Below are 14,655 nucleotides of genomic sequence, written 5' to 3'. Positions count from 1 at the left end.
TGTTCCGCTTCTTTAGTATTGATGCAAATCAATCTAGGAAGCCTGATCATGCCAATAAAAACTAAAATCAGCTTAGTCGCACTGACCCTTTCAGCTCTGCTGACCATTCCCGCGTATGCAGCATCAACTGCGCCAGCCTTACACAGTGCAAGCGAACCTGTGAATGCAGTAGCGCAAACCGAATCAGAAAAAGCCAATGCCCTGTTCGAAACCATCTTCATGGAAAACATTATGGCGAGTCCCATTTCGCAGACCTATATGGGGATCAAGCAAGACTATGATAAATGGGATGAACTAGGTGATGCCGCCGATGATAAAACCCTAGATCGCACAAAAAAACAAGTGGCGCGGGTCAATCAGATTGATGCGACCAAACTCGATCCACAAACTCATCTTAGCCTCACGTTACTGAAGCAAAATCTGCAAAATGACATCGAAGATGACCAATGGCGCTATCATAATTACCCTGTGAATCAGATGTATGGTGGCCACTCTATGATCGCCTCCTTCTTAATTAACCAACATCAAATCACAGATGTCAGCGATGCCAAGGCCTATATCAGTCGCTTGAATGGCGTTCCCAAACGCTTAAGTCAATTACAGACAGTATTAGCCATTCGCGCAGATAAAGGCATTATCGCGCCTAAGTTCGTATTCGCTTATGTGATTTCAGACAGCCAAAACATTATCAAAGGTGCGCCTTTTGATAAGGGCGACGATAGCGCGTTACTCGCCGATTTTCGCCGTAAAGTGAACGCATTAGCGATTCAAGAAACGGAAAAGCAAGCACTGCTTAAACAGGCTGAGCAAGCACTAGTAACTCAAGTCGAGCCCGCCTATAACAAACTCATCAGTTACATCAAAACCTTAGCAGCTAAAGCTGATGACCGCGATGGTGCGTGGAAACTCCCTAACGGCCCCGCCTATTACAATAATGCCTTGGCACGAACGACCACGACAAACATGAGCGCCGATCAAATCCATGACTTAGGTCTTTCTGAGGTGGAACGTATTCACAATGACATGCGTGCCATCATGAAGAAGGTCAATTTTAAAGGCGATTTGCAGCAATTCTTTAGCTTTATGCGTGATGATCCCCAGTTCTACTACCCCAATACCGCCGAAGGCAAAGCCGCCTATTTAGCTGAGGCGACTAAGTTCATAGACAATATGAAGTCGCGCTTGGATGAAGTGTTCAAAGTAAAACCTAAGGCCGCCATGGTAGTGAAGCAGGTTGAAGCCTTTAGGGAAAAATCCGCGGGTAAAGCCTTCTATGAACAACCGGCACCGGATGGTTCTCGTCCAGGTAGCTACTATGCAAACCTATATGACATGAAAGCCATGCCAAAATACCAAATGGAGGCGCTGGCCTACCACGAAGGTATTCCGGGTCACCATATGCAGATCGCCATTTCCCAAGAACTGCAAAATATTCCTAAGTTCCGTAAGTTTGGGGGCTATACCGCGTATATTGAGGGCTGGGGTTTATATAGCGAATCTTTCCCAAAAGAAATGGGACTCTACGCCGATCCTTACTCTGACTTTGGTCGTCTAGCAATGGAACTGTGGCGTGCATGTCGCTTAGTCGTTGATACCGGTATTCATGCCAAGAAGTGGACCCGCGAGCAAGGCATAACCTATTACGTGGACAATACGCCAAATGCTAAATCGGATGCGGTGAAAATGGTTGAACGCCATATCGTCATGCCATCGCAAGCGACAGCTTATAAAGTAGGTATGATTAAACTACTAGAGCTAAGACATAAAGCAGAGCAACAGCTTGGCAGTCAATTTGATATCCGCGACTTCCATACGCTAGTACTTTCTAACGGCGCATTACCACTGGATGTGTTAGAGCAACAAGTCGATCTCTGGATAGCCAGTAAGAAAAAGGCCTAATGCACTAATGCTTTAATGCCTAAGTGCTTAGCCGTGAAGCACTGTTAACTTGCTTCACGACTAAAGCGACATAAGTGAAAGTCTTAAGCTGCGCCCAATAAAAAAGCCACTCGAAAGTGGCTTTTTTATTGGTACCATTATCCCGTTAGATAACAGAACCCTTCTCACTGTGGGTCACTATATTTGTTGCATTAATATATGCTTTAGCACTTGCCTTCACATCATTTAACACACAGTTGCGACTTTAGGGTACAGGGAGACAAAACTTGTGTTCAAGGCTGCAAACCATCAATAAAAAAATTACCTCAGCGATAAGGCTGAGGTAAACCAAAAACTAGGATGATGGTTTAAAGAGCCAACATTGTTTTAGTTCTCAAACTTCTGTTGGCTGTGATCCAAAACTGCATTAACGCCGACCTGTATACAAAAATTGAAAGGGGTCATTTCCAATAAACGTATAGGACTCAGATCATTCCGAATCAACTGTTACCATTGTATTCAATTAAGAACAGAGTTCAAGGATGTTATAAAAAAGTGCTTTAGTAACCCCTAAAAAACCATCAACAAATGTACTCATTAACTCAACCTAAAGTATTGATTTTAAATGACCAGAAAAGTACCTGCCCAATTTAAAACCACATAAGACTGCTTTTGAGAACAATGTTTCCTATTTTACTGACGTTTACTGAATAATTCGACATAGGGAGCATCCCAATACGGTGGCGTTCCTATGTGATCTTTGATGAATTCGATAAAAGAACTAACCTTAGGTGCTAAGTGCTTACGACGGGGATAAACCGCCTGCAATGGCAGATGGTGGGTCAATTGCCAATCCTTCAGTAAAGGCACTAATGTCCCTTTGGCAATTTCATCTTCCATCAGATAACTCGCAAGATACACAACTCCAAGACCACTGATTGCAGCAGATTTTAATGCAGGCGCATTATCCACCCTGAAATTACCCGATACGCCAATTTCACAGTAGTCATCACCCTTCTTAAATTGCCACATGCTGTGCTCGTGCCACTCGCCTTGATAGACCAAACAGTTGTGGTCAACTAGCTGCTCAGGTCGAGTTGGCTCGCCATGTTGAGCAATATAGCCAGGCGAAGCAACTAACAGGAATTGGCACTTCATCAGAGGTCTAGCAACCATGCCAAGCGGTAATTGCTCAGACATAGTTAACAGTAAGTCTAAGCCTTCGCTCACGACATCCACTTTATGGTCCAGTAAGCTCACTTGTAGCTCAAGCTCAGGGTGTTTTGCCATAAAAGATGGCAACGCAGGAATGATATGCATCACCCCAAAGGATTGGGAAATTCCCACCTTAAGCACGCCGCGGGTCGCATCATTTAAGTTATGCACGCTGGCTATCGCTTGTTCAGCGTCACGTAGCAATTCTTCACCTTGCAGATACAGCAAATGCCCAGCTTCAGTCAAACTTAAGCTGCGGGTGGTACGTTGAATTAATTGAACACCAAGTCTATGTTCAAGATCGGCGACTTGTGTACTGACCTTAGACTTAGAGATCCCAAGCCTTCTTGCGGCGGCACTAAAACTACCTGCTCTGGCCACATGAGTAAAAATCGCAATAGGTTCTAACAGTTCTAACATGGAAGTCGCCTTAAGCTGTTTACGACAATGATATTAACTTTCGGTGAGCAGCTATGGTTAGCGTAATCATCGCTTAAAATAACCATAGCATTGATATCTCGCATCAAAATGATATAACGCAGAGATTTAGACCGAAAAAGTCCACTAAAGTAGGGGGTTATATCTGACTGATATGCCAGCTTTTAATTATATTTTAAGAGTATACCAAATATTCGTCTCTAGACTGTAACATTCCGAACTAAATCGCTGCAAGCCTAGCCTATTAAGCCACATCAACTTAGCCATAAGGGTTGTCGCCACGATTAAACCGTAGCCAATAAAAAAGCCCCTAGTCGATAAATTGACTAGGGGCGTAGCATTCAAGTTTGACTCATGCACAAGGAGATAGAAGTTATTGCAGTTAAAACTAAGGGCGATTCGCAAGAACTATTCACGCAGTTCCTTGGTTGAGTTTTGTGTCAACACATAAGGTGCTAGTTCTGGCACTTCTTGGCGCAATTGATTTTCAAGCACTAACAAATTTTCAAATCGGTCGCACAAACGGTCAGCCTTAGCTTCTAATCCCTTAGATTGGCTCTCAATTTGTTGCTCAATATCTTGGCCTAAATTGTCCATTTTTTTAGAGAAGGTATCCATCTTGGCTTCAAAATTTTCACCGCCACCAGACATGATTTGGCCACCTAAGTTCATCATAATTGCGCCAATTGAATTCTGGACAATTTGTTCCATTTCCTGCTCGAATTCATCGTTAAATGTACTTTGCATCGAGTCTTCAGTCGCCCCTAAATAGAAGCTATCACCATTCTTGTAAGCCACTGAGTCAACGCGTTTTTGAACGCCAGCCATCATTTCATCAAATTTTGCACCAGCGGCATCACCCATTAAAGGTGTTAAGGCCATACCAACCGCTTTGGAAGCAAGAGATACTGCCTCATTCACCAGTTCAATCACTTCTGGCACTTGAGTCGAAACTTCATCGGCATATTGAGTAACCAATTTTTTCTGCTTGTCGGTTAAGTTAACTTGCTTACCTTCCACAAATAACTTGTCAACTTCGATACGATACTTTTCTGTGCCCTTCTCGCTCATGACTAATTTTTTAGGCTCAACCATAACGTCATAATTTAAGGCGACTTCACAGCGTTCATCTATTTTTGGCTCTGTTTGTGCTTGCGCCAGCTGTACGCTAGATGCTCCTAAAATCACCCCAGATAATGCAAATCCAGTTAATAACTTATTTAATTTCATTTTTGTTCGTCCTTTAATCTGAATAATTCGATAAACCTAAACTACTGAATAGCTTATAGCAGGAGACGTGCCAACTTTATAACAATTTGATTATGTTGAATTTTGAAAAGTTAGCACTAAAAGGTCATTAGCGAAATTCGCTAACATTTAGTCTAATAGTGCTAATAAAAACGAGAGATAAGACTAGAAAATAGAACGACCGAGACGCTGACTGAGATGCTCAAGCATCGCAGTGCCCGCAAGTGAGTTGCCATTATTATCGAGTTCTGGCGACCATACACAAATCGACAGTTCTCCAGGGATCACGGCAATAATACCGCCGCCGACGCCACTTTTACCTGGCATACCAACACGATAAGCAAACTCACCAGCACCATCATATAAGCCTGAGGTTGCCAACAGAGCGTTAAGTTGCCGAGTTTGCACTTGAGAAATAAGCTCAGTCCCTGTGATACTTTTGCCGCGATTAGCCAAATACAACATGGCCTTAGACAAGTCAGCACAATTCATCTTCAAGGCGCAATAATGAAAATAGGTGCGCAGCACAGTATCAACATCACCTTGAAAATTACCAAAGGACTTCATCAAATAAGCGATAGCCGCATTGCGCGCACTATGCTGATATTCTGAATCTGCTACTTGTTTATCGAAACACACTTTATCGTTTTGGCTTAATTGCCTGACTAACTCAAGCATTCTGTGTTTAGGTGCACCTAAACGACTCTGCAATAAGTCCGCAATCACTAACGCGCCAGCATTGATAAATGGGTTGCGCGGCTTGCCACGTTCTAACTCGACTTGTACTAAAGAGTTGAATGAATGACCCGAAGGTTCTTTGCCAACACGGCTCCAAATTTCGGCTTCTTCATATAAAGTTAACGCTAAGGTTAAGCTGAAAACTTTGGAGATACTTTGAATCGAAAACGGCTCAAGGTAATCGCCCGCACCTAAGGTTTCGCCATCAACAGTCGTGACGGCAATGCCTAATTTGCCAGCATCAACGCTGGCCAGTGCGGGGATATAATTTGCAACCTTTCCTTGGCCGAGCAAGGGTCGAACTTTCTCGACCACTTCCTCAAGTAATGCCAACTCGGGCATTAACCCCACCAAATGTCGTACAGTTCGCTAACTTCAACCTGAGACACTTTTTGGGTCGCCCAGAATGCCTTAACTGCAGCAATATCTTCTTCGGTACATTTACCAATCGTTTGGGTGGCGATAATGCCTTCCCATTCGATGTGGCCGCCGCCATGGAAACCTAATTTACGGGTTTCGATCACTTCATCGATGAATTTATCTACAGTTGCATCGATATCGGCTTCAGATACTGATGCATCAAAAGTCCAAGCCATATCGAAACCTAACTCTTGGAATTCATCAACGCGCATTTTCTTACGTAAACGACGGCTACGATTAGTTGCCATAGTGATTTTCCCTTTTGTGTTTAAAATTAGCTAAAATTGAGTTCGTGATTAAGCGATACGCTCAAACATCAGATCCCATACACCGTGACCCAGTCTATGGCCGCGGGCTTCAAACTTTGTCAATGGACGATGATCAGGACGCGGCACCACACTGCCGTCGGCCGACTGGTTTTGATAACCCGGAGCGGCTTGCATCACCTCTAACATATGCTCGCTGTACTCTTCCCAGTCAGTGGCCATATGGAACACACCGCCAATTTTTAGCTTGCGACGAATCAGTTCGGCAAATTCAGCTTGTACGATGCGGCGTTTATGGTGACGTTTTTTATGCCAAGGATCTGGGAAGAACAATTGCACTCGGGCTAATGAACCGTCAGCAATCGCATGTTCTAATACTTCCATGGCATCGTGATGATACACACGTAAATTAGTCACACCAGCAATGGCGGCATCACTGAGGCAAGAGCCTACACCCGGTTTATGCACTTCAATACCAATGAAATTTTGCTCTGGTGCATCTTTAGCCATTTGTACTAAAGAGGCGCCCATGCCAAAGCCAATTTCCAGCACAGTATCAGCTTCACGACCAAAAACGTCGCTTAGTACCAATGGCACTGGGCTGTAATCTAAACCCATTGTTGGCCACTGGCTTTCAATAGCGTGTGCTTGGCCTTTGGTTAGGCGACCTTCTCTCAGGACAAAGCTTCTGATCTTGCGCAGATACTTGCCTTCTTCATTAAATTCAGCGGTAGTGACTTCGCTCATTTTTGCCTCGTCTAGTGGACAACACCATCATAAAAGAAGGGCATTATCCAAAGTTCAACATACAGTGCAAGCACTAATGGGGCGAAAGTATACCAAGATTATTTAAGAGTGCGAATTTAGCAGCGATTTTTAGCTTTAGATCCCTTGCCAACTTATCTTTGACGCTTGTCTAAGAAGATAACTGCCGCTACACTGCGCCGATGAAATCTACAGCCTCCTTCGCTACACGTATCGTCTCTTGGTACGACAATCACGGTCGTAAAACCCTCCCTTGGCAGCAAGATAAAACCCCATATCGCGTATGGGTTTCTGAAATTATGCTGCAACAAACTCAGGTTGCGACTGTTATTCCCTATTATCTTAAATTTATGGCGCGTTTCCCCGATGTGTTAGCACTTGCTAACGCGCCAGACGATGAGGTATTACATCATTGGACCGGCCTTGGCTATTACGCTAGGGCGCGTAACCTGCATAAAGCAGCCAAAATAATCCGCGATGATTATCAGGGATTATTTCCAACACATTTTGAACAAGTGCTCGCCCTACCCGGCATCGGTCGCTCGACGGCAGGCGCAGTATTGTCATTGTCACTTGGGCAACATCACCCCATTCTCGATGGCAACGTAAAACGAGTATTAGCAAGACATGGGGCAATAGCAGGTTGGCCAGGGCAAAAGACGGTTGAAGAGCAACTTTGGCAACTGACGGATGCCTTCACACCGCAGCAAGATATTCAGAAATATAATCAAGCCATGATGGATATCGGCGCCAGTATTTGCACTCGTAGCAAACCTAACTGTGCCGCTTGCCCTGTAGCGATTGATTGCAAAGCTCAACTGATTGGCAGACAAACCGATTTCCCTGGCAAAAAGCCTAAAAAAACCATACCAACCAAAGCGGCGTGGATGTTAGTGCTGATGCAAGACAACCAAGTCTTTCTAGCTAAACGTCCGCCAGCGGGAATTTGGGGCGGGCTCTGGTGTTTCCCTGAATTCGCTACCCAAGCCGCCCTTGAAACTCATCTTGAAGAGCAAGGGTTTGATGTGCAGCAACTCGAATGGTTAACTGGCTTTAGGCACACATTTAGCCACTTTCATTTAGATATTCAGCCCATGATGCTTAACTTAGATAAAACTCACGGCGATAAAACCCTCGGCAATAAACAGAGCGTGGGCGCTGTCATGGAACAAAACCAGTCTCTCTGGTATAACATAAGTCATCCTTCCAAAGTGGGACTCGCCGCCGCCACCGAGCGCGTGCTAGCCAATTTGGGATCACTCGTTCAATCCGCAGTCAGTAAGGAATAATCATGGCGCGTACAGTCAATTGCGTATATTTAAATAAAGAAGCCGACGGCCTAGACTTTCAACTGTATCCAGGTGATTTAGGTAAGCGCATTTTTGATAACATCAGCAAAGAAGCTTGGGGCCTATGGCAAAAAAAGCAAACCATGCTGATCAACGAGAAAAAACTCAACATGATGAATGTTGATGATCGTAAATTTCTTGAAGAACAAATGACCTCTTTCCTATTTGAAGGTAAAGATGTTGAAATTGAAGGTTTTGTACCAGAAAAAGACCAAGATTAATTCTGGTAGTTAGTCGGCCCTAAGTATAAAGCTTACAAAAAAGCGCCTTTCGGCGCTTTTTGTTTATCTAATGGCAGAATAAAGAGTTACTTACGCACACCTTCAACCACTAGATCTAACTCAACATGGCTAGATGCTGGACCTAAATCCATCTTGATACCGAAATCTTTCATCGCAAAGGTGGTTGTGCCCGTAAAACCGGCACGGTAGCCACCCCAAGGATCCTGACCTTCACCCACAGCATGGGCCTTGATCGCTAATGGTTTAGTCACACCATTTAAAGTTAAGTTACCGTTAATCACTAAATCGCCATTTCCTTTATCTTCCACCGAAGTAGATGCAAAGGTCGCTTTAGCGAATTTGCCAGTATTAAGGAAATCTTCACCGCGAATATGTTTGTCACGCTCAGCATGGTTTGAATCGACACTTAATGTATTCACTGTGACATTCACTTTCATCGCAGTTGGTTTAGCCGCATCGTAGCTAAAATCGCCGCTAAAATCATTAAAACGCCCCACCACATAGCTATAACCTAAGTGATTCACTTTAAATGTAATAGAAGCGTGAGCGCCTTCATGATCAATCACATAGTCAGCAGCTGAAGCCGCCACAGGAGCCAATAGAGATACACCAATCAGTGCGCTTAACAGTTGCTTTTTCATTGTATTATCCTCGTTTAAATTTAATTATTCTAAGTAGGGTAGTGTCTTTATCGATAAAGTGATGTTTTAATGCGCCCGCCGCGTGAATAACGACCAGCGCGATCAAGCAGTAAGCCGCATACTGGTGAATATCACCCGCGATATCAGCTTGGTTTTCAAACAAAAGTCCCAATCCTGGTAGTTCAAACCAATCAAACACCCAGATACCACGGCCATCTGCGGTTGAGATTAAAATGCCAGCAGTCATGATGACAAAGAGCAAGATATAAATAATAAAATGCGCCAAATGTGCGGCCGTCTTTTCCCACGGTTTATGGCTCGCCTCAGGTACAGGCTTGGGATTAACTAAGCGCCATACCAAACGAAATATTGTCGCCGCCAATAACAGAATCCCAATACTTTTATGTAGATGCGGCGCAGTCTTGTACCAAGTACTGTAGTAGGTTAACTCCACCATCCACACACCGACTGCAAATAACCCAATCACGACGAACGCACTCAACCAATGGGTCACAATGGCGGTAATTCCATAAGCAAACTGACTATTTCGAAACATACTGCGACTCCGTACTCGCGTTTTCTTCATGCTATCCATGAAATAATATTCATTATCATAAATCTAAATTTAAAAACTAAAATCAGTAAAAATCGCTTATATCTTTCTAAATTTTAGGAAGTAAGCCAAAAATCATGCTCTGTGAGCACAAAGCTATAGTAAACATCAGTATCCCTCTGACTTGAAAAATACAGCCAACGAATGAAATTGAGCTGAATTCGCAAAATAAGAGATAAAAAACACCCAAGATGTGCATTAAACAGCCGGACGAGTGATTTATCAGGAAAAAGCACTTGCAGAGATCAAACACCCTAGCTAATATAGCCGCACTTCGAACGATACGGCTTAGCCAACGAGTTCAAAGTAGTTAACTAACGCTTAGTTTAGTTGCCCGAATAGCTCAGTCGGTAGAGCAGAGGATTGAAAATCCTCGTGTCCCTGGTTCGATTCCGGGTTCGGGCACCATTATTCTGTAGTAAAAATTGCAGTAAAGATTTAAGCCGGCATAGCTCAGTTGGTAGAGCAACTGACTTGTAATCAGTAGGTCCCGAGTTCGACTCTTGGTGCCGGCACCATATAAAACAATGAAGCCACTCAATGAGTGGCTTTTTTGTATCTGAAATTTGAATAAAAACTCACAAAGTCTGTGGCCAATCGCAACTGACTTACTCTTGATAATATCAGTATGTCCCGAGTTAGACTCTTGGTGCCGCTGGCACTATATAAAACAATGAAGCCACTCGCTTACTCTTAGTTACTCCGCTTAGTTACACCCCATAAATATCAGCCAGCCATCAATCAAAGCTCAAAAATACCCACTGCGCCCCACAGCCCCTTGCTTGCAACAGATGAGCTTAAACCTTAATTTTTCCTCCAAAATAGAAGATAAATGAATGAGGAAGCTAGGATAAACAGCCAAAAGGAACACCTACTGGCGTTAAAGTGCTGAAACTTTCAGCGGTAAAATAAGGGGAAAACGAAAGAATCAAATAAATAAGCGCATTTTGTTTAATAGTTAATCAGTCACTTAAAAAGGGCTTGCACAGCTAAAGCGAGCACTATATTATACGCGCACTTTGAGCGAACAAGGTCTTCACGACTTAGTTCAAAGTAGTTAACTAACGCTTAGTTTAGTTGCCCGAATAGCTCAGTCGGTAGAGCAGAGGATTGAAAATCCTCGTGTCCCTGGTTCGATTCCGGGTTCGGGCACCATTATTGTGTAGTAAAAATTGCAGTAAAGATTTAAGCCGGCATAGCTCAGTTGGTAGAGCAACTGACTTGTAATCAGTAGGTCCCGAGTTCGACTCTTGGTGCCGGCACCATATAAACAACGAAGCCACTCAATGAGTGGCTTTTTTGTATCTGTTTTTTGTATCTGAAATTTGAAGTGTTCAGTACAAAGCGCAACTGACTTACTCTCGATAATTTCAGCAGGTCCCGAGTTCGACTCTTGGTGCCGGCACCATATAAACAATGAAGCCACTCAATGAGTGGCTTTTTTGTATCTGAAATTTGAAGTGTTTCAAAGCAAAACACAACTGACTTTCCTCAATAATAACGATAGCGCCCTCAATACTGGCACAATAAACGCTCAAATTGAGCGTATAAGATAATTTATTGACATCACGCAACAGACAATCACTTAATCCTTTACCCCTATAAATGATAGTTTTATATTCGCTACATAAAAAAGCCACTCATTATTGAGTGGCTTTGCGTTCTTATACAAACTATCTAGTTCCAAATGACTCAATCGTGCTTATTTGATGAGCTCGAGTGGCATAGGCCTATCACCTGCTTGAACTTGATGTTGAACATGGCGCCACCCTTGAGTGAGCTCACTTAGATGTGCTTTTCTCTCGGGGAAATGTGTAGCAAGTTTTTCGATAACATCGATTTGCTTCTTACACAATAATGACCAACGATCTGCATTTGATAAGTACATGGCGTTTTCCTTAACTGAGGGGTTACTTTTCCTTAGCCAGTTAAGTCTAGGCTGGAATCATTTTATTGCCAATTCAAAATTGCGCGTTAGCGCACTGTTAAAACAACTAACTCGGGAGTATCTTGGTTCTATAAACATAAGATAGGAGGCGTTATGACAGCCGATATTTTCAAACTCATTTTTGTCGCTATTGGTATATTTCTCGTTTACAAACTGATATTTGGTGGCAAGAAAGGTCTGACTATTTTTGAAATGCATTTTAAAGATGGCCGTATGACTCAGCATAAGGGCAAGATCCCCGAACGATTCGAACGGGAATGCCGCCAAATCGCTAAAACCGAAAAACTGACTTGTACTGTTAGGGCTGAAAAATCAGGAGATGTACGCTTACACATTTCTGCCAACGTGAGTGACAATGTAAAGCAAAGGATTCGTAATCTGTTTCCGTTTGAATATTATGACAAAAAATCGATAGATAACAGTCGTCAAGCGGGTTAGTTCTTCGCCTCTCCCCTAGCAACCTTAATACTTGCTATTGATAGTTAAGTATTGAGGTTGCAGTGAGTTCCTAACACATTTTCTTATTTAAACTTAACTGGATACCTAGGTTTTAGAAAATCGGATTCTAACTGACCGTCTTTTCTCGCATCTCGAATACGACGTTCATTATCTTGCACCATAGGATCGCTTGCGGGTTGATGAGGATCGACTTGTTTCTCAGAATGATCCTCAAACTTAAAGTCAAAAGATGAACAAGCAGTTAACGACAGACTAAAAAATACTCCCCATAAAACAACGTGTTTATTCATCGACTACCCCCTATCTATTTAGACTTAGACTTAAGCTCAGATTAATTAAATTTTAACAATGGGTTGCAATAACCTTACCCCCATATATCACTTATGCCACTAGCAAAAATGCCTAGCTGCAACTTTGGTTTGACTTCAACACTTTAATGCAGAAAAAAGGGGGTTATTAGCCAAGCTATTCTGTTTAAGCCAATTTAAGTCTTAATCAACATTTAAGCCTTAATCAACAGAGTGAATCCAAGACAAACTGGGGTAAGCCAACTTAACTAAAAATTGCTGAGACTATTTTTGAATAACTAAAGTGACTTTAGCAACTGTGATGCCAAACTTAATAATATCGCTCTGATTTATAATAGTATTATCATTCACTAAGAACATCCAATCGTCGAAATGAACTTGATATTCCTCGCCATCCACGGGTAATAACATATCGTATTTCCAACGTAGCGCACTGCCGCTAGATTGGCCATCGGCAGTCCCGATAATGTCACCTGCAGTTCCTGAGTATCGCCCTTCCCCTAGTGCCTTGATGCGCCACACACGAGTTTGAGTTTCACCATCATCATACACAAACCATTCATTAATGACCCCATCACTTCCCTGCCAACTGGCTTCCATAATGACATTGAATTTGCGGATTACTTTGCCACTAAAATCTTGTACGACCCCAGAGGCTTTTAATGGTCCATTAAAAAATGACTCCAAAACCAATGTCGGATGAGTATCTTTATAATCAGTCACTTCCACCGATGAACAACTCGACAACAGCCCTATCATTATTAAACCTAAAAATAACTTTCGGCCGACAAGCCGTTTCAACAATCGCATGGTTTTTCTCCGAGTAATTGCGCCCGTAAACTCGGACGGCTAGTGTCTTTCGATAACCAAATCGCTAAAAATGCCTCAGCAAAATTAGCATCATTGATAATGTCGAGTGGTTGATGATTAAAGAAAAACTGACTCGTTTGTCCATCTATCACCTTAAAACTTAAATGGTCGCCCTGCTTCACATCGGGCCAAGTCGCATTTAATAAACCCAACCAACGTTGGATATCATTTTCGGCAAACGCTAGATGCTGCCATTGATCTTTTGTCGCTTCGAGCAAATCCTCTGACTCAATATCTCGATAATATTCAATATCTAGCAGCAGAGGATATTGCCCCTGTTGATAACGGCCATTTACCGTCATCAGTCTCGCCTTATACAAACTAAACCACAGCCAATCCATTTCTCCGCGGCCCACTTCCTGAAAAGTCTGCGTCACATCGGCGGCATCATTCAGTTCGATAGTAATGTTTTCAAAATCAGGCGTTTTCGCCTCTAACGCTTTTAAAGGTGCGGCCAATAAACTAAGGGCCAATAGACTTAAGCAGCTTGAATTCAAAAATGAAAAACCAAGATTTGGGCTACGATTACGAACTGACGACATGGGATCCCCCTTTTACTGCATGATGTCTTACAACAGGTACTTAACTAAAAACGGCATAATGACTTAACCGCGATCAATTCCTACAACTCAATAATTAACGCCCAAACACAGTAAAAGAACGCGCTTTAGTGCTTCGATTAAATCCATAGGGATTAGCAAGTTGGATTAAAAATGGCAGCAAGACTAGCCAAACCAAAAATAACACCACAGCAGAAATGACATTACCATAGGGCAAACTCACGGCATTAAATTGTGCGCCAGCCAAATAGCTTAACCCGCCAAAAATGCCCCCGAGTAACGCCTGAAATATCAGCGGTAAAGGTCGCATAAAGGCCAAACTATGATTCAGGGTCAAAGCAAAATGCAGCCACAGGCAACCAAGCCACCAAGGGAAAAGAGCAAACTCAAACACCCCTAAAACAGAGAGTACTGTATCTACGCCTATTCCTAAGGCTGCAACCTTTAGCATCAATAGCAAATCCACTTTGCGATACTCGTGCTTACCTAATGAAGCTAGCAGGATAAAGTGAGCTAATAACAAAGGGATAGTTAACAACAGTGAGGTGTTAAGCCAAAGTACGCTAGACCACCACACAGCCTGAAAACTCAAGGCGTTATAGAGAATAAAGCCCTGATGTTTAAAAGGAACCCGAGAGTTAGCTAACATGGACTTCATCTTTGCCTCACTTTTATCTTGCTGCAAACAAAGCGGCTC

At 42.9% G+C, this 14,655-nt stretch carries 16 protein-coding genes and 4 tRNA genes; 8 read left to right on the top strand and 12 right to left on the bottom strand.

All coding sequences use genetic code 11. The features are described 5' to 3' along the window. The first annotated feature begins 48 nt into the window (after positions 1–48). A complete protein-coding gene (locus L5L94_RS06970) occupies positions 49–1,899 on the top strand; it encodes a DUF885 domain-containing protein (RefSeq protein ID WP_263162128.1) in 1,851 nt (616 codons plus the stop codon). Between the two features lie 672 nt (positions 1,900–2,571). Here the strand turns inward: L5L94_RS06970 and L5L94_RS06965 are convergent. The 5 genes from L5L94_RS06965 to trmB form a co-directional block, all read right to left on the bottom strand. After that, positions 2,572–3,513, bottom strand: a complete 942-nt coding sequence (locus L5L94_RS06965) for a LysR family transcriptional regulator (protein ID WP_006082526.1) — start codon at positions 3,511–3,513, stop codon at positions 2,572–2,574. A 426-nt stretch (positions 3,514–3,939) separates the two neighbouring features. Beyond that, positions 3,940–4,761: a YggN family protein gene (locus L5L94_RS06960; protein ID WP_263162125.1), complete on the bottom strand. Its 822-nt coding sequence runs from the start codon at positions 4,759–4,761 to the stop codon at positions 3,940–3,942. 183 nt (positions 4,762–4,944) lie between these two features. After that, the gene (gene glsB, locus L5L94_RS06955; RefSeq protein ID WP_113939414.1) at positions 4,945–5,859 is read right to left on the bottom strand and encodes a glutaminase B; all 915 of its coding nucleotides are present in this window, start codon (positions 5,857–5,859) and stop codon (positions 4,945–4,947) included. Next, the gene (locus L5L94_RS06950; protein WP_028761293.1) at positions 5,859–6,185 is read right to left on the bottom strand and encodes a YggL family protein; all 327 of its coding nucleotides are present in this window, start codon (positions 6,183–6,185) and stop codon (positions 5,859–5,861) included. The genes glsB and L5L94_RS06950 overlap by 1 nt, the downstream gene beginning before the upstream one ends. Positions 6,186–6,233: 48 nt before the next feature. Next, positions 6,234–6,950, bottom strand: coding sequence for a tRNA (guanosine(46)-N7)-methyltransferase TrmB (gene trmB / locus L5L94_RS06945; protein ID WP_105251866.1), 717 nt, complete (start codon positions 6,948–6,950; stop codon positions 6,234–6,236). 200 nt (positions 6,951–7,150) lie between these two features. On the opposite strand from trmB, the gene mutY reads away from it, so the two are divergent. Further along, a complete protein-coding gene (gene mutY, locus L5L94_RS06940; RefSeq protein WP_263162122.1) occupies positions 7,151–8,257 on the top strand; it encodes an A/G-specific adenine glycosylase in 1,107 nt (368 codons plus the stop codon). Between the two features lie 2 nt (positions 8,258–8,259). Further along, positions 8,260–8,538, top strand: a complete 279-nt coding sequence (locus tag L5L94_RS06935; protein ID WP_011788659.1) for an oxidative damage protection protein — start codon at positions 8,260–8,262, stop codon at positions 8,536–8,538. Positions 8,539–8,624: 86 nt separating this feature from the next. Here the strand turns inward: L5L94_RS06935 and L5L94_RS06930 are convergent, their stop codons facing one another. Both L5L94_RS06930 and L5L94_RS06925 read right to left on the bottom strand, forming a co-directional pair. Then, on the bottom strand, positions 8,625–9,200 hold the full coding sequence (locus L5L94_RS06930; protein ID WP_028761297.1) for a YceI family protein: 576 nt from the start codon (positions 9,198–9,200) through the stop codon (positions 8,625–8,627). A gap of 4 nt (positions 9,201–9,204) precedes the next feature. Further along, positions 9,205–9,756, bottom strand: a complete 552-nt coding sequence (locus tag L5L94_RS06925; RefSeq protein ID WP_263162117.1) for a cytochrome b — start codon at positions 9,754–9,756, stop codon at positions 9,205–9,207. Positions 9,757–10,145: 389 nt separating this feature from the next. Between L5L94_RS06925 and L5L94_RS06920 the strand changes: the two genes are divergently transcribed. The 4 genes from L5L94_RS06920 to L5L94_RS06905 all read left to right on the top strand — a co-directional run bounded on the left by L5L94_RS06920 (position 10,146) and on the right by L5L94_RS06905 (position 11,078). Further along, positions 10,146–10,221 (top strand) — tRNA-Phe (locus L5L94_RS06920). A gap of 34 nt (positions 10,222–10,255) precedes the next feature. Next, positions 10,256–10,331: transfer RNA gene (locus L5L94_RS06915), tRNA-Thr, on the top strand. A gap of 561 nt (positions 10,332–10,892) precedes the next feature. Beyond that, a tRNA-Phe gene (locus L5L94_RS06910) sits at positions 10,893–10,968 on the top strand. A 34-nt stretch (positions 10,969–11,002) separates the two neighbouring features. Further along, a tRNA-Thr gene (locus L5L94_RS06905) sits at positions 11,003–11,078 on the top strand. 437 nt (positions 11,079–11,515) lie between these two features. Here L5L94_RS06905 and L5L94_RS06900 read toward each other — a convergent pair. Then, a complete protein-coding gene (locus L5L94_RS06900) occupies positions 11,516–11,701 on the bottom strand; it encodes a hypothetical protein (protein WP_105251863.1) in 186 nt (61 codons plus the stop codon). Positions 11,702–11,854: 153 nt separating this feature from the next. Between L5L94_RS06900 and L5L94_RS06895 the strand changes: the two genes are divergently transcribed. Then, positions 11,855–12,199 carry a DUF3634 family protein gene (locus L5L94_RS06895; RefSeq protein ID WP_105251862.1) on the top strand — a complete coding sequence of 115 codons (345 nt, stop codon included), beginning with the start codon at positions 11,855–11,857 and terminating at the stop codon, positions 12,197–12,199. Positions 12,200–12,282: 83 nt separating this feature from the next. On the opposite strand, the gene L5L94_RS06890 is transcribed toward L5L94_RS06895, so the two are convergent. The 4 genes from L5L94_RS06890 to L5L94_RS06875 all read right to left on the bottom strand — a co-directional run bounded on the left by L5L94_RS06890 (position 12,283) and on the right by L5L94_RS06875 (position 14,616). Further along, positions 12,283–12,510, bottom strand: coding sequence for a hypothetical protein (locus tag L5L94_RS06890; protein WP_131523646.1), 228 nt, complete (start codon positions 12,508–12,510; stop codon positions 12,283–12,285). Positions 12,511–12,792: 282 nt separating this feature from the next. Next, entirely contained in the window at positions 12,793–13,338 is a 546-nt protein-coding gene (locus L5L94_RS06885) for a DUF3833 domain-containing protein (protein WP_263162114.1), read from the bottom strand. Then, positions 13,326–13,940, bottom strand: coding sequence for a chalcone isomerase family protein (locus tag L5L94_RS06880; protein ID WP_263162111.1), 615 nt, complete (start codon positions 13,938–13,940; stop codon positions 13,326–13,328). Before L5L94_RS06880 ends, L5L94_RS06885 begins: the two co-directional genes overlap by 13 nt. 94 nt (positions 13,941–14,034) lie before the next feature. Further along, a complete protein-coding gene (locus L5L94_RS06875) occupies positions 14,035–14,616 on the bottom strand; it encodes a DUF2878 domain-containing protein (protein ID WP_263162108.1) in 582 nt (193 codons plus the stop codon). Between the last annotated feature and the right edge of the window lie 39 nt (positions 14,617–14,655).

Source organism: Shewanella sp. SM21 (assembly GCF_025654335.1).
Lineage (GTDB): Bacteria > Pseudomonadota > Gammaproteobacteria > Enterobacterales > Shewanellaceae > Shewanella > Shewanella oncorhynchi.
This window is presented reverse-complemented; position numbering and strand designations above follow the sequence as displayed.